Origin of the sequence: Bacillus sp. ISL-39, from assembly GCF_018613295.1 — a bacterium.
Classification (GTDB): domain Bacteria; phylum Bacillota; class Bacilli; order Bacillales; family Cytobacillaceae; genus Mesobacillus.
Map to the genome: position 1 here is coordinate 35,080 of NZ_JAGGQM010000022.1, position 17,512 is coordinate 52,591.

The 17,512-nt window shown below is 40.2% G+C and carries 20 protein-coding genes and 1 pseudogene; 18 read left to right on the plus strand and 3 right to left on the minus strand.

The features are described from left to right. The first annotated feature begins 27 nt into the window (after positions 1 to 27). The 6 genes and pseudogenes from J7E37_RS15945 (at position 28) to J7E37_RS15970 (ending at position 5,013) form a co-directional block, all read left to right on the plus strand. Positions 28 to 1,224, plus strand: coding sequence for an ABC-three component system protein (locus tag J7E37_RS15945; protein WP_215025074.1), 1,197 nt, complete (start codon positions 28 to 30; stop codon positions 1,222 to 1,224). Beyond that, entirely contained in the window at positions 1,217 to 1,717 is a 501-nt protein-coding gene (locus tag J7E37_RS15950; RefSeq protein WP_215025077.1) for a three component ABC system middle component, read from the plus strand. Before J7E37_RS15945 ends, J7E37_RS15950 begins: the two co-directional genes overlap by 8 nt. Next, positions 1,714 to 3,657 carry a DUF3732 domain-containing protein gene (locus J7E37_RS15955; protein ID WP_215025080.1) on the plus strand — a complete coding sequence of 648 codons (1,944 nt, stop codon included), beginning with the start codon at positions 1,714 to 1,716 and terminating at the stop codon, positions 3,655 to 3,657. Before J7E37_RS15950 ends, J7E37_RS15955 begins: the two co-directional genes overlap by 4 nt. A gap of 307 nt (positions 3,658 to 3,964) precedes the next feature. Continuing rightward, a pseudogene (locus tag J7E37_RS15960) lies at positions 3,965 to 4,408 on the plus strand (hypothetical protein); the annotation flags it as partial. Beyond that, positions 4,408 to 4,689: a YokU family protein gene (locus J7E37_RS15965; RefSeq protein WP_215025083.1), complete on the plus strand. Its 282-nt coding sequence runs from the start codon at positions 4,408 to 4,410 to the stop codon at positions 4,687 to 4,689. The pseudogene J7E37_RS15960 and the gene J7E37_RS15965, both read left to right, overlap by 1 nt. 132 nt (positions 4,690 to 4,821) lie before the next feature. Next, a complete protein-coding gene (locus J7E37_RS15970) occupies positions 4,822 to 5,013 on the plus strand; it encodes a hypothetical protein (protein ID WP_215025086.1) in 192 nt (63 codons plus the stop codon). Here the strand turns inward: J7E37_RS15970 and J7E37_RS15975 are convergent. Further along, positions 4,996 to 5,268, minus strand: coding sequence for a hypothetical protein (locus J7E37_RS15975; RefSeq protein WP_215025089.1), 273 nt, complete (start codon positions 5,266 to 5,268; stop codon positions 4,996 to 4,998). The two genes, J7E37_RS15970 and J7E37_RS15975, sit on opposite strands and share 18 nt — an antisense overlap. Positions 5,269 to 5,529: 261 nt before the next feature. Between J7E37_RS15975 and J7E37_RS15980 the strand changes: the two genes are divergently transcribed. Both J7E37_RS15980 and J7E37_RS15985 read left to right on the plus strand, forming a co-directional pair. Further along, positions 5,530 to 5,751: a YozE family protein gene (locus J7E37_RS15980; RefSeq protein WP_214781206.1), complete on the plus strand. Its 222-nt coding sequence runs from the start codon at positions 5,530 to 5,532 to the stop codon at positions 5,749 to 5,751. A gap of 207 nt (positions 5,752 to 5,958) precedes the next feature. After that, positions 5,959 to 6,657: a hypothetical protein gene (locus tag J7E37_RS15985; protein ID WP_214781208.1), complete on the plus strand. Its 699-nt coding sequence runs from the start codon at positions 5,959 to 5,961 to the stop codon at positions 6,655 to 6,657. On the opposite strand, the gene J7E37_RS15990 is transcribed toward J7E37_RS15985, so the two are convergent. Beyond that, positions 6,654 to 6,824: a hypothetical protein gene (locus tag J7E37_RS15990; protein WP_215025092.1), complete on the minus strand. Its 171-nt coding sequence runs from the start codon at positions 6,822 to 6,824 to the stop codon at positions 6,654 to 6,656. The genes J7E37_RS15985 and J7E37_RS15990 overlap by 4 nt on opposite strands. A gap of 135 nt (positions 6,825 to 6,959) precedes the next feature. On the opposite strand from J7E37_RS15990, the gene J7E37_RS15995 reads away from it, so the two are divergent. Continuing rightward, entirely contained in the window at positions 6,960 to 7,133 is a 174-nt protein-coding gene (locus J7E37_RS15995; protein ID WP_214781217.1) for a YozD family protein, read from the plus strand. Between the two features lie 427 nt (positions 7,134 to 7,560). Beyond that, positions 7,561 to 8,331, plus strand: coding sequence for a sporulation protein (locus J7E37_RS16000; protein ID WP_214781219.1), 771 nt, complete (start codon positions 7,561 to 7,563; stop codon positions 8,329 to 8,331). 149 nt (positions 8,332 to 8,480) lie between these two features. Here J7E37_RS16000 and J7E37_RS22635 read toward each other — a convergent pair whose 3' ends face one another. Next, positions 8,481 to 8,612, minus strand: a complete 132-nt coding sequence (locus tag J7E37_RS22635; RefSeq protein ID WP_285289116.1) for a hypothetical protein — start codon at positions 8,610 to 8,612, stop codon at positions 8,481 to 8,483. Between the two features lie 184 nt (positions 8,613 to 8,796). On the opposite strand from J7E37_RS22635, the gene deoD reads away from it, so the two are divergent. The 8 genes from deoD (at position 8,797) to J7E37_RS16045 (ending at position 17,489) form a co-directional block, all read left to right on the plus strand. Further along, a complete protein-coding gene (gene deoD / locus J7E37_RS16010) occupies positions 8,797 to 9,501 on the plus strand; it encodes a purine-nucleoside phosphorylase (protein WP_214781221.1) in 705 nt (234 codons plus the stop codon). Positions 9,502 to 9,874: 373 nt separating this feature from the next. Beyond that, positions 9,875 to 10,723, plus strand: a complete 849-nt coding sequence (locus J7E37_RS16015) for a M15 family metallopeptidase (RefSeq protein ID WP_215025095.1) — start codon at positions 9,875 to 9,877, stop codon at positions 10,721 to 10,723. Positions 10,724 to 10,944: 221 nt separating this feature from the next. Next, positions 10,945 to 13,341, plus strand: coding sequence for a heavy metal translocating P-type ATPase (locus J7E37_RS16020; protein ID WP_215025098.1), 2,397 nt, complete (start codon positions 10,945 to 10,947; stop codon positions 13,339 to 13,341). 27 nt (positions 13,342 to 13,368) lie between these two features. After that, positions 13,369 to 13,575, plus strand: coding sequence for a copper chaperone CopZ (gene copZ / locus J7E37_RS16025; protein WP_215025101.1), 207 nt, complete (start codon positions 13,369 to 13,371; stop codon positions 13,573 to 13,575). A 224-nt stretch (positions 13,576 to 13,799) separates the two neighbouring features. Beyond that, on the plus strand, positions 13,800 to 15,287 hold the full coding sequence (locus J7E37_RS16030) for a lmo1851 family serine protease (protein WP_215025299.1): 1,488 nt from the start codon (positions 13,800 to 13,802) through the stop codon (positions 15,285 to 15,287). A gap of 61 nt (positions 15,288 to 15,348) precedes the next feature. Next, positions 15,349 to 16,263: a CobW family GTP-binding protein gene (locus J7E37_RS16035; RefSeq protein ID WP_215025104.1), complete on the plus strand. Its 915-nt coding sequence runs from the start codon at positions 15,349 to 15,351 to the stop codon at positions 16,261 to 16,263. A gap of 96 nt (positions 16,264 to 16,359) precedes the next feature. After that, complete coding sequence (locus J7E37_RS16040; RefSeq protein ID WP_251009708.1) at positions 16,360 to 16,506, plus strand: DUF2188 domain-containing protein; 147 nt, start codon at positions 16,360 to 16,362, stop codon at positions 16,504 to 16,506. Between the two features lie 146 nt (positions 16,507 to 16,652). Beyond that, entirely contained in the window at positions 16,653 to 17,489 is an 837-nt protein-coding gene (locus J7E37_RS16045) for a hypothetical protein (RefSeq protein ID WP_215025108.1), read from the plus strand. Positions 17,490 to 17,512 lie beyond the last annotated feature (23 nt).

Sequence of the window (17,512 nt, forward strand, 5' to 3'; positions counted from 1 at the left end):
ACTGGTAGTTGGTTAGGAGGATTGAGAATGACAAATCAGTTTTCAGCAGGCAGCTCTGCGGTCGGGTATTTATATCAAATTAGATACGCCTTATTGATGATAATGAAAAGACACCCAATCGATGTAGCTATTGAGAATTTAGATGACATAGAATTTGAAAAAGAAGGGACACCTATTGAGCTTCTACAGTTAAAACATCATTCAAGCAAACGTCCAGCAAATTTAACTGATAGCTCGTCTGACTTATGGAAAAGCATAAGAATTTGGTCGGAAGCAATCAAAAACAATATCGTATCCATCCCCGGAGTAGTGTTTAGCCTAGTAACTACTTCAAAAGCTTCTCCAGGTTCACTTGTTTCTTTGTTAAAAGCAGATAAAAGTAGGAATCCAAGAGAAGCTCACTTAAAACTAAAGAATCATATTACAACATCCAGAGGAGATGGAAATAAAGCAGCATATGAGGCGTTCTTATCTCTTGATGATAATCAACAATACAGGCTAGTGGATAGCATTTACATTCTGGATGAGGAAGAGAATATTGTTGATTTAGAAAAGGAATTGAAAAGTGAGTTGAAATTTGCAGTGAACCCAGAACACATCGATGCTTTGTACGAAAGACTTGAGGGTTGGTGGTTTGAAGTATCTGTACATCATTTGTTCTTTGGTTCAAATGACCCTATAAAAGGTTCAGAAGTCCAAAGAAAAATACAAGAGATAAGGGATCAGTTAAAACCAGACTCTTTGCCAATTGATTTTGCGAATTCAAATCCACCTGATTACTTCTCAAGTGATAATCGAACATTTGTAGAGCAATTAAAGGTGTTGTCATTAACGGATATACGAATTAACCGAGCCATAAAAGACTTTTATCGTGCATCAACTCAAAGAGCCAAATGGGTAGATGATCAACTAATAAGTATGAGTGAATTAGAGGACTACGAAAGAAAATTGATGGAAGAGTGGGAAGAAGAATTCGCTATCTTACACGAAGATATAAGCGATCACTCTGATGAAGAACTTATGAAGAAATTTGGAAGAGAATTCTATAATAAAGTTATGAGAATCCCTTATCTTAATATTAGAAATAATGTAACGGACCGTTTTGTTATGATGGGGAGTTTTCATATTTTAGCAGATCAAATTCCCTTTAGAATTGGCTGGCATCCTCTATATAGCGATAAACTTGCCTTTCTACAAGATGTAAAGGGGAAAGGAAATGATTAGATGGGAGAATCGTCCAGTAGAAATAGCAAATCTTATTAACCCCTCATTCTGTGCTTTTCTTATCCATGAAATGATAAAAGGGTATGAGGAAAAGTCTGAATATGATTGCGGTATATCGTATGAGTTACTTTTTTTAACTCTCCCAATACTTCTTCACAAGCCAACAAAAGAAAAACTTCCAAGGTCTATACGTTCATACATGCATACTTGGCTACAAAGCAATCCAGAAGTCAGAATTGGATATGCAAAAAGAGCAAGAGAACTGGTTCCATATACAAAAGAAGCGACTAAATTTCTAACAGCTAGAGATCTGTTGATAATAAATAATGACGGATCGTTAAGCACCTCCTCTAAAAGGTTACGGTTAAACATGGATAGAGAAGTAAATCTATACCTGACCGATTACCAAGCAAAAGCAAAATTATTAGGAAAATGGTTTGCTGTAACAGGCACTAGTTCTACTATTTATACAATGTGGGGGATCAGTCCATGACACTTCAGATAAAAGAAATAATTCTTTACAATAGGGAAGGGCAAACAAGAAATCTAGAATTTAGTCCTGGAAAAGTAAATATTATTACTGGAAAGTCCAAGACGGGCAAATCTGCAATTATAGAAATTATTGAATATTGTTTAGGGCGTTCAGATTTTTTAATACCTGAGGGAATTATTAGACAAACAGTATCAATGTATGCGCTTAAATTAATATCAAACTCTGAAGAAATTTTTATCGCAAAAGCTCCACCAGTAGGACAAAAACAAAGTCAAAGTAGTGTTTACATTGAGATAGGAAATGATATCACGCCACCTCCATTGGCAAAAATAAAACCTAATTCTAATGATGATAGCTTAGTTGAATTTCTTGGTAGTCACTTAGGAATATCTCCTAATAAACATATACCAAAGGATTCAGAATCAAGGGACCCACTAGAAACAAATTTTAAACACGCAAGGTTATTCCTTTTCCAAAAACAAAGTGTAATAGCAGACGAGAGTATTCTTTTTCACCGGCAAAAAGAACCGTTTATGCCTCAGGCTATCAAAGATGTATTACCTTATTTTTTAGGAGCGGTAAGGGAGGATTTCATTAAATTAGAAGCTGAACTCCGCACAACGAAACGAACATTAAAGCTCTTAAAAAAGCAAAAAATGGAGTCGGAATTGCTTAGCGGTGGTGGAGCAATAAAAGCTCAAAATTTGATACAAGAAGCACAGCAAGTTGGTTTATTGGAGAAAGGGTTTAGTGGAAGTGAAGAGGAAATAATTCTTATGTTAAGAAAATGTCTATCTTGGAAACCATCAAGTACTCCTGGTATTGAAACGAACAGTTTAGAGGACTTAAGAGAGGAACGAGCCAGTTATATAGCACAACTCGCTGGCATAGATGAACAGATCAAAGCTGCAGAGTCTTATGCAAATGAAGCGTCTGGTTATTCTGCACATGCGAATGAACAAAGACTAAGACTTGAATCAATTTCTCTATTTGAGGAAGCACCCGAAGAAAATCATAGTAAATGCCCGTTTTGTTCGTCCGAATTGGAAGTAGAAATCCCGCAGTTAAATAATATGAGTTTATCGTTACAAAGATTGCAGAATAATTTACAAGCTGTTGTCAGAGAAAGACCAAAACTTCGAACATATATTGCAACTCTAGAAAGTGAAAAGGAAGAAAAAATAAAACTAATCAATCATACTTCAACCTCTATAGAAGCTTTAATTCATGAACAAGAAGTGGCTAAAGAAATTGAGGATATAAATAGGAGAATATCACGAGTAATAGGGCGTATAAGTTTTTTCTTAGAAAACTATAAAGAAACACATGAAAATAATGAATTACAATCAAAGATAGATGAAACTGAAGCCCATATTACCTATTTAGAAGACTTACTTGACCATGAGAATAAGGAAGAAAAATTATCTTCAATCATGAGTAGAATTTCAAAATATATGACGGATTGGGCAAAGGAGTTAGAACTTGAACATTCCGACGCTCCTTATCGGTTGGATATTAAAAACCTTACGGTTATTGCCGATCAAGAAGAAAGACCTATTCCTTTAAACCGAATGGGAAGCGGAGAAAACTGGTTAGGTTGTCATTTAATTAGTCATCTTGCTCTTCATAAATACTTTATTCAGAAAAAAAGACCTGTTCCTGCATTCCTTATACTAGATCAACCAACGCAAGTCTATTTTCCACCTGAAAAGGATGAGACGTTAGAAGGAAACGTAGAGGAATTAAATGATGAGGATAGAAAAGCAGTAAAAATGATGTTCGATCTCTTATTTAAAGTATGTAAGGAGTTATATCCCGACTTTCAGATTATTGTACTTGATCATGCAAACTTACAAGATAGTGAATTTCAAAATGCTTTGGTTGAGAGACCGTGGAGAAACGGTAGAGCACTTATTCCAGAAACCTGGATAGAAGTTTGATAAGGATTATAGGAAATATATAGTTTCTTTAAGTTTGTTTATTGAATATTGTTCAATACATTCTATATACATCCCTTTTTTGAAGTTCCATTCGAAGTTTTATTCTTAAACAGATTTAAAAATACTGTTAGCGGAAAGTATATTGTAATGTAGAAGAAAAACTATTTGAAAAAGACAGGGGAGTCATGTTTATCTATTATCTAATTGACACTGCAAACCAAGATGATAAATAAGATCGCGGTTTGCAGTTTATTTATTTAAAAAGCTACGCCCTAATTGAAATTTAATACTTACAATAAAAAACACAGTCCCAACCTTTGTGGTCGATGCACCTGGCGGAGGCGGCAAAATTTCCTTGCAGCCAAACTACCTGATTTCCCAAAGTCCAGAAAAAGTGGTGCTGCGGAATTTTGAAGGTGTAATCACCTCTTATCCAGAGCCTGAAAGTTATGTTCCAGGCAGAGCAGAAGGATACTTCAAACAGGTATATCCAGAATATGAAAACAAAAAATCGAACACTGGAATCGCGGCAATCATGAACGACAGTGAATTCAACCTGATTCCAGAAGGTCTTGGAAGGCTTGACCGCAGGGAAAAATATGAGGATGACCCTGCACATGCTTCTTTGAAGGATAAGCGTGAAAAACGTGATGAGCTGAAGGAAAAGAAATTCATGGCACAGCAGAACAAATCGTCAGCTGAAGTGGTTGATGGCCAGGGAGCTATTCCTTCGACTAAGGGGGTTGACTGATGGCAAAGTGCGAGTGGTGCAGCAGTGAAAAAACGAAAGCTGTAACAGACAAAGTCTATTGGGAACTTCCGGACGGTACAAAAGCCATTCAAATCAATGAAACTCCTGCCATCCACTGTCTCGATTGCGAGATGACCTACCAGACTGAGTTGATCACAAAGGAAATCGAAGACCAATTATTTTTAATCGATACGAAAAAACTCGGCAAGGAAGTTACCTTTGAGGAATTGATGGCACAGCCAAGGTTGCTGAAGCGGAATTACTTTGATTTTTCATCTTGAAGTCCGGTGTGTGATAAAAATAACCTGAGTCGGTAAGCTGTTCACAAAAGTTTCACACTTCCTTTTTATCCAGTTACTCCCGCCTCTTTATAATAGAGTGGGGAGTATTTTTAATGGAAATGGGGAAAGAAAATGTCTATCGCTTTATCCATCATGCTGGTAGCGGCAATGGTTGTCTTATTCTTTTGCGGATACTATGTAAGGCTGATCAAGGAGAAGTTCGGGATGAACTGGCTTCATGCCGTGCCAATCACCGTCGCGATTTTAATGTTCAATATCATATGGGCACTGCTTGAGATGGCGAAATCAGCCAGATGGCAATGAGAAAAGCGCAAGCGCCCTGATCAGCCCCGACATGCGGTGCCTGCCTAAACCGCCACGTCCTGTGGCTGGCGGGTCTAACACATCGTGTGCCACGGAGGGCCTGACAGTGAAGTCATTCTTTGACTTCATTGGCAGGACCGAAATCGCAAAGTATAGCCGACTGATCAGAAACGCAGAAACTGGAGACTCCGACAAAGAAGCGCTTTTTGCTTCTGCCAGCGGAGTTGAAGTTTCGGAGTTTCTAGGAGGCGACACTAGCCAACCGTCTCGAGCTGCTCAAAGCTAACGCTTCTCGCAAGATACTCGAGGAAGCACATTATTGGATGAAAACTGGCTAGGCGCTGGAGCTAGACACTAATCTAAGTGTAATAAGTTTATACTTTCTTATATAGTTGAAAAAAAGAGCACCTACCTAAATCGGAAAGGTGCTCTTTTTTTTGCATTAAAGTGGACGAGCCCTTAACCAATCCGTTATAGTATGGACAAACTAATTTAACAATAGGCAGGCGTTCATATATGTATAAAAGCTTTTACCACTTTCTCATGAAATATCGTTCCACCAAACCAAAGGATGCGATCAGCAGGTTCGCGAATTCCGCGTATGATGATCTCTCGTTTCCCAAAAACTCGGAGGATTATGATGAAATCAGCTCCTATTTGGAAATGAACGGTCAATATCCGGAAAGTATGACTGTATTTGACGAAGCATGGGATGAATATTTGATTGCAGAAAGTTAAAGGCTCTTGCGGCTATCCGCAGGAGCTTTTTTATATACTAAGAAGTTGAAATGAAGCGCTCATTAAGCTGATTGAATTTTGTTTTCTCTACCCGGACACAAAGGTTAAAAGCTTCTTCCATCCACCATCTAGGCGTAGCGATTTTCAGAAAAATGCATATACTGTTGTAATCACAATTCACGACTCATCGTTGAGAGGATGGAGGAAATGGAAAAACGGAAGAAACCTAAGTTTAACATCGGTGATACAGTCGTGATCACTATTTATGGGACTGTGGGGAAAGTGACAGATGTAAAATGGCTTGACGGCCTTCATGTATATGAGATAAATAAGAGCGAGGGCTTGTATTTGGAAACAAGTTTGCAGATGCTCTCTGAGTACGATGGGAAGCTGCTTGAAAAGGAGCAAATCGACATCGAGTACAAATATTTTTTTGGGGACCTGGTTCAGGTAAAAGGTTATGGTTCGGACCTATTTAAGGTTGTCGGATTTCGAACTGAAATCTGGAGATATAAAGAAGATGCCTGGGAGGATGTCATATATGAACTTTCCAGGATTAAAGATGGTGAATGGCTTGAAGCCGGGGAAGAAGAACTGACACTTGTTGCGGATTCGGACAGTGCTGATACGTTTATCCAGAAGCTGGGGCTTCTGTTTTCTGCCAATAAAGAAGTAAATCCATCAGTCAACCTCGAGAAAAAGTCTCCTCAGCCGCGGGCAGGTGAAAAAGAAGAGCTTAGGAAAACCAATCAAAAGAGGATGACGATCGACAATCTGCTTGATATTTATAACGATTACCGAATTTTATATAAGTGGTTCCAGGATGATGAATACGCCCATGTCATGAGAGTCATTCTTCGTAAACTGTCAATGCTCGTTAACAATGATGGAAAAAGCCATGTTTAAAAATGGCCTGCAAATTCAAGCAGCACATAAGCAAGAAAAGGAATTCCTGCCCACAACAGAATTTTAAATAAGAAATTTACGATAGTGCCAAACAACTCAATAATCATACTATCTTCTTTGTTCACATCGTCTACAAACATTGCCGCAAGAATACCCAGCCTCTCCATACCAGATCACTCCTATTTTGATTTATTCCATTCTATGCTTGTCCAAAAGTAATAGAACAATTTTCAGAAAATTGATCGAGCTTGGCATTAAATATAGGTTCTTCACATACATTTGGAATAAAGGGGGGCGAATCTGTGAAAGAGATTGAGGTTATAATCGATACAGAGGAGATTGCTGAATTTTTCTTTCATGAACTTTTAAAAAGGGGATACGTTCCCACAGAGGAAGAGCTTGAAGAAATGGCAGATATCACTTTTGAATATCTGATCGAAAAATGCATCATCGATGAGGAAGAAGATATAGACTAGGTAAGGTTTACACAGTTATGGCAGATTCTTTGGGAATCTGCCTTTTTATATTACGCTTAGTTATAAAAGAATGTTGATTTAACAGATCTTGAAAAATAAACGGAAAAATTCCGCTTAAATTGGAAACGGCCCTTAATTCCATTAAAATAAGGGTTGTTTTTCCGGTTATTTCATCCCAACCGTTTGATTTTGGCTTATTTTTAGCATTTAACCGGAATATCTCCTCCTATTTCTGCTTCGAAGCGTTCTCTATATACAATAGCCGGAAATTTTCCGCTTATAAATTCTCATACCAAACTAAAAAGCTGGCATGGAATATTAACATAGTCTTATTTTAAAAAAAAATCACTTCTCTGTGAAACTCTCTCAATTTATAAACGTATACATCTATATGAAAGAAAAATGTGAAATCTGGGAGGCAAGGGACATGTCATTATTTAATAAGGTTTTTGCCAGTGTCGGCATTGGAGCAGCTAAGGTCGATACAAAGCTGGAAAAGGACCGGGTGATGCCTGGAGAAGAAGTAAGTGGAATTGTAGAAATTCGCGGGGGCAACACGGAGCAGAACATCGATGACATCTATTTGAGTTTACATACAACATATATAAAAGAAGCGGATGACAAAAAGTATACTGCCACAGCCCAGATTGACCGATTCAAGCTGACGCAGTCATTCGTAATCAAAGAGAATGAAATAAAGGAGATACCATTCTCATTCAGGCTTCCTATGGAAATGCCATTATCAATGGGCAGGACGAAGGTTTGGGTGTCAACTGGGCTTGATATCAAAAATGCAGTGGATCCAAGCGATAAAGATTTTTTGACGGTAGTGCCCAATCAATTGATGCATGGGGTGTTTAACTCTATAAGCGATCTTGGCTTCCGTTTGAGGGAAGCTGAGTGTGAGCAAGCGCCAAGACATCTCCGCAGAAATCTGCCATTTGTCCAGGAGTTTGAATTTGTGCCATCATCAGGTACCTTTAGAGGACGGTTGGATGAATTAGAAGTAATTTTCTATCCAGTCAGCGAGAACGAAATTGAGGTCTTGATGCAAGTTGACCGGAGGGCGAGAGGGCTTGGAGGTTTCTTGTCAGAAGCCATGGGGATGGATGAAACATATGTAAGAATGAATATCCATGTATCTGATCTTCCGTCTTTGAAGCAGAAATTACAGAACACGATCGAGCGTTTTTGCTAATAAGCAGGTACAGACGATGAAGCAAACTGCTTCATCGTCTTTTTGTTAGGCTCTTTTCTCAAACTTTGTTGCTATTGACTACAAAATAGGATTGAATGCCCTATTTTTCTTCGCAAAGGTGACTCTTTTGTAAGAAAAGACCATTTTTGTTATCCTTGTTTCTTTCTTCCTGTAGCTGAAAATTCTTTGCCGTGAGCTTCCTGTTCAGCAACGATTGCTTCAGGAGGGATATGATTGTTTTTCTTTGGTGAATTGATTCGGTTGCGGTGTTTCTTGCCCATTGCTTCATCACCTTCTTTTTCGTTTATTTTTATATAACTGGTGCAGCGGATTTTTTCTTTCACCTTTGGTAAAGCTATTTTTAGCTTGCCCGTATACAAAATTGTCATGAAACTGAAGATTTTCCTGCTTAACTATATTGTGGTATAGTTTTGAGGTAGCAACCTATAGGATGGAGGATTTTAAATGAGTGTACATATTGGTGCTAAAGAAAATGAAATCGCAGAAACGGTTTTGCTGCCTGGTGATCCATTAAGGGCGAAATACATTGCGGAAACATTCCTTGAAGATGCGAAGTTATATAATGAAGTCAGAAATATGTTTGGCTACACAGGAACATATAAAGGTAAAAGAGTTTCTGTACAGGGGACAGGCATGGGGGTTCCTTCCATTTCAATTTATATCAATGAATTGATGAATAGCTATAATGTCCAAAACCTGATTCGCGTAGGTACATGCGGAGCAATCCAAAAGGATGTCAAAGTACGTGACGTAATTCTGGCTATGAGCTCTTCAACCGATTCACAGATGAATCGCCTCACTTTCGGCGGAGTGGATTTTGCTCCGACAGCAAACTTTGATTTATTGTATAAAGCGTATAATACAGGCCTTGAAAAAGGTTTGAACCTTAAAGTCGGCAATGTTTTCACTGCGGACCAGTTCTACAATGATAATGCAGAATTAGAAAAGTGGGCACAATACCAGATTCTTGCTGTTGAAATGGAAACAACAGCTCTATACACCCTGGCTGCTAAATATGATCGCAGGGCCCTTTCAATCCTAACAGTCAGCGACCATATCCTGACTGGTGAAGAGACCACTGCAGAAGAACGCCAAACAACATTCAACGACATGATCGAGGTTGCGCTAGAAGCGGCAATCAAAGAATAATTATTTGAAAACCCTTTCCTTAGTGGAAAGGGTTTTTTCGTGGAGATTCTTAATTATGAGCAATTCATATTGAAGTAAGACCAGCGTTTATGGACACTTCAAGCCAAGAAGGAAGCCAAAATGTCTAAGAACCAGTGTTTAATGGACATTTCAAGCCAAGATGGAAGCTAATGTCTAAGAACTTGCGTTTAAAGGACATTTAAAGCACAGAGTGATCCTAAAAATGTCTACTACCCAGGAACAAGAAGTTTGCACATTTCAATAACAGGTATAATGATTAGCAAGGCTAATGGGAAAAAAGGCCATTCGAAAGTTTGCCGAAAAATGTTAGAATGGTGTTATTGCTTTAAAATGTTGAAGATTGGTGGAAATGATGAAAAAACTAATACTGATAATCGCATTGCCGATTTTTTTGGCAGGATGTGCAAAGGTTGAGCCATATCTTGAAAAAATTCCTTATTTGGGAGATAAATTAGTTGGACAAGATAATCACGATGATCAGCCGGCTGAGGTAAATCAACCCGAACAGAACGCGGAAAACAACCCTCCTATAGAGGACAAGCCAGCAGAAGACGAATTGACACTCGAAGCTGCGTACTTCAATGTAGTCCAGAATTCAGACGGAAAGAATGTCATCCAGAATCCGCAGAATACTTTAGCGCTTGTCAATAAGATTTTTGGGTTGCCAGATCATTATATCCCGGCCGACTTGGTTCGACCGAATGTTCCCTTCTCTTTTGGAGAGGCCAAGCTTGAAAAGAGTCTTATGAGGGAAGAAGCTGCAGCAGCATTGGAAGAAATGTTTGCCGGCGCAAGGAAGGATGGAATTGAACTTGCTGCCGTTTCCGGATACCGATCATATGGGCGCCAGGAAAACCTTTTCAACGCAGAGGTCAATAAGGTTGGGGAGGACAAGGCCCTTCAGGCAGTTGCGAGACCAGGAAGCAGCGAACACCAGACAGGCTTGTCGATGGATATTTCCAGCAAAACCAATAATTTTAATCTGAATGAACAATTTGGAACAACCAAAGAAGGAGTGTGGCTTGCCCACAATGCCCATGAATACGGGTTTATCCTCAGATACCCAAAGGGTAAAGAAGATTTAACAGGCTATATGTATGAACCATGGCATTTCAGGTATGTGGGAATAAAGGCCGCAACGGAGATGTATGAAAATGATTGGACACTGGAAGAGTATTTTGAGAATGTAAGGAAGATATAAGGGAAAGCCTGGCTTGTTGGCCAGGTTTTTTGCTTATTCTATATAAAATTCTTTTTAAACTGTGGCATCAAATAATAAATGTGACATTTTTAACTGTTATATACACATTTAGGAGTAAAATAGAAAAAAACACAAACTTTATTGTTGAATAATATACTATACAGGGGTATAGTAAATATTGGAGATGGAAGGAACAGTTCGAATGAAACGGGGTGTAGACGATGAAAGAACAAATGACTGTCGACATAACGGGTATGACATGTGCCTCTTGTTCCACAAGGATTGAAAAGGTCCTTAATAAAATGGATGGCGTCGAGGCAACTGTAAACCTGGCAATGGAAAATGCCTCAGTCACATATGAATCTGAAAAAATTGAACCTGATGATATATTTAAAAAAATAAACGATTTGGGGTACGGTGTCCGAAACGAAAAAATGGATTTGGATGTTTTCGGTATGACATGTGCAGCTTGCTCCACAAGGATTGAAAAGGTGCTCAACAAAATGGACGGAATGGTCTCGGCAACCGTTAACCTTGCAACCGAATCGGCTTCAGTTGAGTTTAATAGTGCTGTCCTTTCAGCAGATAAAATCATTTCGAAAATACAGGATCTTGGTTACGATGCGAAGGAGAAGGTCCAGAGGGAAGCGAAGGCGCAGCAAAAAGAAGAGGAAATCAATGCAAAGAAACGAAAGTTATTTATATCCATCCTTTTGTCACTTCCGCTTCTTTATACAATGATTGGCCATGCTCCCTGGGATACGGGACTGCCAATGCCGCACCTGTTGATGAATCCATGGTTCCAGCTGTTATTGGCAACTCCGGTCCAATTTTGGATTGGCGGGCAATTTTATGTAGGTGCCTATAAATCACTTAAGAACAAGAGTGCAAATATGGATGTCCTGGTGGCACTTGGTACATCCGCTGCGTATTTTTATAGTCTTGCAGAAGCTATAAAAACAATTGGTAATCCAGATTATATGCCGCATTTATATTTTGAAACCAGTGCTGTTCTGATTACATTGATCCTTGTAGGGAAACTGTTTGAGGCACTTGCAAAAGGACGCACGACTGAAGCGATTTCCAAGCTTCTAAGCCTGCAGGCCAAAGAGGCGACTGTTATCAGGGATGGCGAGGAGATTAAAATCCCGATTGAAGAAGTAAAGGTAAATGATACGATCATCGTTAAACCAGGTGAGAAGATTCCTGTCGATGGCAAGGTCATATCCGGCCAGTCGGCTGTTGATGAAGCGATGATCACCGGGGAATCAATTCCGGTTGAAAAAGCAGCAGGCGATACTTTGATCGGTGCTACCATCAATAAAAATGGTACTCTGACGATGACTGCAACAAAGGTCGGTAAAGACACGGCCCTGGCAGGAATCATTAAGGTAGTCGAGGACGCTCAGGGAAGCAAAGCTCCAATCCAGCGTGTGGCAGATCAGATTTCCGGAATTTTCGTTCCGATTGTTGTCGCAATTGCAATCGTTACATTCCTTGTCTGGTATTTTGTCATCACTCCTGGCGACTTTGCATCAGCCCTTGAAACAGCCATTGCCGTGCTCGTTATTGCCTGCCCTTGTGCACTTGGCCTCGCAACTCCAACCTCCATCATGGTCGGAACAGGAAAGGGTGCGGAAAATGGAATTCTTTTTAAAGGCGGAGAGCACTTGGAAGCCACTCACAAGATTGATGCTATTGTTCTTGATAAAACGGGAACAATTACTAAAGGGAAACCTAGCGTAACCGATCTTGAATTCTTCGGTGACGAGGAGAAGGTCCTGAAATATTTAGTATCTGCCGAAAAGGCTTCAGAGCATCCTCTTGCAGAAGCTATCGTGGAATACGGCAACGCAAGAAATATAGAAGTATTATCAATGGATGAGTTCTCGGCGATACCGGGACATGGAATTGCTGCAACCATCAATGGGGAAAAAGTCTTTGTCGGAACCAGAAAGCTAATGAATAATGAAGGTATTGAATTCGCTCAATTTGAAGACCGGCTTGAAAGACTGGAGACTGAAGGCAAGACTGCGATGATGATTGCGGTCAACAATCAGGTGGCTGGAATTGTCGCAGTTGCCGATACAGTTAAAGAAACTGCAAAAACGGCGATTGAAGAGCTTAAATCAATGGGTATTGAAGTATATATGCTTACTGGTGACAATATGCGCACAGCTAAAGCAATTGCAGCCCAGGTTGGAGTAGACAATGTAATTGCTGAAGTACTCCCTGAAGAAAAGGCGAACCATGTCAAAGAACTTCAGTTAAAAGGCAAAAAAGTCGCGATGGTAGGGGACGGCATCAATGACGCACCAGCTCTGGCGCTTGCTGATATCGGCATCGCCATCGGAACTGGGACAGATGTTGCCATCGAGGCTGCAGACGTTACCATTCTTGGCGGGGAATTGACCCTGATTCCTAAGGCAATCTCTTTAAGTAAAAAAACGATGCAAAACATCCGCCAAAACTTATTCTGGGCTCTTGCATACAACTCAGCGGGAATCCCGATTGCTGCCATGGGTCTCCTGGCTCCATGGCTGGCAGGAGCAGCTATGGCTTTCAGTTCAGTTTCAGTAGTGACTAATTCCCTTCGTTTGAAGCGGATTAAGTTATAAATTTTAGAAAAGAGAGGAAGATTTTAAATGGAAAAAACAACTTTAAATGTATCAGGCATGACTTGCGGACACTGCGAAAAGGCAGTCAAGAACGCTTTGATGGGTGTAGACGGAGTGGCTAGCGTCATCGTTTCGCTTTCAGAAGGTAAAGCTGAAGTCGAATATGATGCTTCAAAAGCAGAAGTCAGCAAAATGAAGGAAGCTGTTGAAGATCAAGGGTACGATGTAGAATAGAAATTAATGAGGCTGTCAAGAGGTCATGATTTTGACCTATGACAGCCTCTTTTTGTTTATTAATAAATCCAATCCGGTTTGAGAAAGCCGCTCGAGAGTGGGATATTAGCTCAATTCTGGTGCTGCACCTATTTTTCTGTTAATTTTACAGTAAAAATGTTATCCTAATCATTAAGGATTTTAAGCTTGATTGGAAAGTGGTGAAAGGGTTGGATCAGCAAAATATGAATGAAGAAAACAAAGAAGAGCTTGAGGGCCAAAATAAGGCAACAGAAACAGAAACCAAGAATAGTTTTCTTCGGATAAAAAAGTTCCACTTTGCAATGCTGTTGTTTTTTCTAGTCTTTTTAACAGCAGGTATCACTACCTTTGCACTTGCTTTCGGCGAGGACAAGCCAGCGGTGCAGGTAATTAGGGAAAGAGAAGAATTTGCAAAGCTATACGACGCATATGATACTTTGAAAAATGACTATTTCGAGGAAGTCGATCAGGAAAAGCTAATAAATGGTGCGATAGATGGAATGCTTGAATCACTGGATGATCCCTATTCGGATTATATGAGCCAGGAAGACGCGAAGAATTTCCATCAGAGTCTGTCCTCCTCGTTTGAGGGAATTGGAGCAGAAATTCAGGAGCGGGATGGATTCATTTTTATTGTTACTCCTTTGAAAGGTTCTCCGGCGGAAAAAGCAGGCCTTCAACCGGAGGATAAAATCATGTCCGTGGATGGAAAGAGCGTTCAGGGTATGAGTACAACTGAAGCAGTGGCTCTAATAAGAGGGGAAAAGGGTACGGACGTAAAGCTGTCGATTCTTCGCCAGGGCGGGGAAAAACCTGTTGACGTTACTATAACCCGGGATACTATACCAATCGAAACAGTATACGGTGAAATGCTGGACGATGGTGTAGCGAAAGTCCAGATTACAAATTTCTCGCAAAACACAGCAAATGAGCTGGTGAATATATTAAATGACCTGCAAAAACAAGGGATGAAAGGTCTAGTTCTGGACCTTCGCCAAAATCCAGGCGGACTGCTGGATCAGGCAATAAAGATTTCCAGCCTCTTTGTACCTGAGGGAGAAATACTTTTCCAGGTTGAAGACCGTGCAGGCAATGTAAAGAAGTATGCATCAGAGAACGAAAATAAGAATAACCTTCCTTTAGTGGTCATCATTGATAAAGGGAGTGCGAGTGCATCCGAAATACTGGCAGGAGCAGTCAGCGAATCTGCTGGAGTGCCTCTTGTCGGGGAAAAGTCATTCGGCAAAGGGACCGTCCAGCGGGCTGAAGATTTTTCTGACGGATCCAATATGAAGTTGACGACAGAAAAATGGTTGACACCTGAGGGCAATTGGATCCATAAGAAAGGCATAAAGCCGGACCATGAAGTATCCATGCCTGAATACGCATCATTACCATTTATCGATCCGGAAACCGAATTGAAGGAATCAACAGCATCCGAACAGGTCAGGGCCGCACAAAAAATGCTCAAAGCTCTTGGATTTGATCCAGGCCGCGAAGACGGTTTTTATGATGAAAAAACAAAGGAAGCTGTGATGGCTTTCCAAAAATCAAAAGAACTGGAAGAAACGGGTATCCTTAAAGGCAGCTCAACGATCGAATTAATGAATGCTTTGCGCGAACAGATTAAAAATGAAGACCCGCAAATTCAGAAAGCGATTGAAGTGTTGAAGCAGGAAATGAATAAATAAAAAGGATCTCCAGCTTTTGCTGGAGATTTTCCATATTACATAGAAGATAGGCGGATGTAAAATGAAAAAAACAGAGGTTTATATTTTGTCCGGTTTCCTTGGTACCGGTAAAACGACATTACTTAAGCAAATTTTACAACATGAAAAAGATAACGGACGCACCATTGCCGTTATGATGAATGAGCTTGGCAGTGTTTCGATCGATTCGGATGCTGTTGACACAGATGTTCCTTTAAAAGAGCTTTTGGGAGGATGCATCTGCTGCACAATCCAGGACAAACTCGAATCTCAGATTCAGGGATTATTATTTGAACATGATCTCGATGCGATTTATATAGAGACCACAGGCGCCGCACATCCGGTAGAGGTATTGGATGCTGTCCTTTCCCCATTATTTGCCGAAAAGCTTGCAATCAAGGGGATCATTACAACAGTTGATGGCCAGCAGTGGCTCAACAGGACAACGCTAGACCCTCAGGTGCATCAGCTCTTGCTTGAACAAGTGAAGCATGCGGATCTGATCATCGTCAATAAATCAGACTTGCTCAATGAAGCAGAGCAGGCAAAAGTTAATTTGGACATCCAGGGACTCAACCCTCAAGCTAAATGTATTTTAAGTACCTATTCGAAAATGCCCATGAAACTGCTGGAAGGATTGGCTCATACCGAAAAAGCTAAAAGTTCTGGGGCTCATGTTCAGTCTGATTTGAGGCTAAGCACGTTTGTGCATCAATTTGGCGGAGCGATCAGCCAGAAAGGTTTTGAGGATTTTTTGAGGGCGCTGCCGGATTCGATATACCGGATAAAAGGGTATGTATTATTTGACCATTCACAATACCCTGACCTGTTCCAGTACTCATACGGGATGCCATTGTATATGAAGGAATATATGAAACTGCCGCTAAATCTCGTATTCATCGGCCAGGTAACAGACTGGAGCCTGCTTGAACAGCAGCTGATGGAACTGGAAAAGTAAGTCGCGTTTTCACTTTTTGGAAAAGGGTAAAGATGTATATCTTTGATCGAAAGGATGATTCATTTGCCTTGGACAGAGAATGATTATCCAGCTTAAATGAAAAACCTGGACCCTGATGTCCGTGAGAAGGCTATTGAAATAGCAAATGCGCTTATCCAGGAAGAACATTATCACGATGGAAAGGCAATTCTCATTGCAATCGACAAAGCAAGGGAATATGTTGAAAATCATAAAGATGATTGAAGTTGCCCAGCTCTGCTGGGTTTTTTGTTTGCTCGAAAGGGAGGCAAGCTGAATAGTAGCAAGCAAAAAAGCAAAAACTTTCATGAAGCATTATTCTGCGCAGTTGAAAAGATAGATTAAAGCCGAGTGAAAAAGAGATGATTAAAATGCAAACAATAAAAGTTATTATATTGACAATTGTTCTCCTTGCCTCCACTGGGTATAACATAAAAGCCGGGAAGACTCCAAAAACAGACCAGATCAAAATGATACAGTGGGAAGAGGTTAATAAAACTTTGCCAAGGTATAGCAAGTTCACAGTTGTCGATCTTGAAACAGGCATGAAATTCCGAGTCCAAAGGAGGGCAGGAAGCAACCATGCAGATGTCCAGCCATTATCACCAAAAGATACTGCAATCATGAAGAAGATTTATAATGGGAAGTGGAGCTGGAAACGGAGGGCGATTATCGTCATCTCGGAAGATGGGAAAATCGCAGCTTCAATGCATGGAATGCCACATGGCGGAGGAGCTTTGAAGAATAACTTTCCAGGTCATTTTTGCATCCATTTTTATGGAAGCACAACGCACCGGACAAGTTTCATGGATCTTTCCCATAAACTTATGATCCTGAAATCAGCAGGAAAGCTTGAGAAATATTTGGAACAAACTGACCCTTACGACCTGGTAAATGTGTATATTGCCGGATTGAAGCAGCAGGACCGTGATATCGTCTCTTTGGTCTCACTGCAAAACCTTGAGTGGGGGAAGATTCTGTACAAAATCGAAAATATCAGGATTTCACGGATGGAGGTACTGCCTGGTGAAGATGTGGGAGATCAGATAAGCCTTACTGTTCCTGTCGAGGTTAATTTGCAGCTAAAAGAGATTGGCGGCAAGACCTTTACAGGTGAAGTCCTCCTGGTGAGGTTCATGCCTAATGAACAATGGAGAGTGGATTCAATAAAGTTTTTTAAGGAAGCCGGAATAAAGGTAAGCAATTGAAAAAGCTTGAGAATTATCTCAAG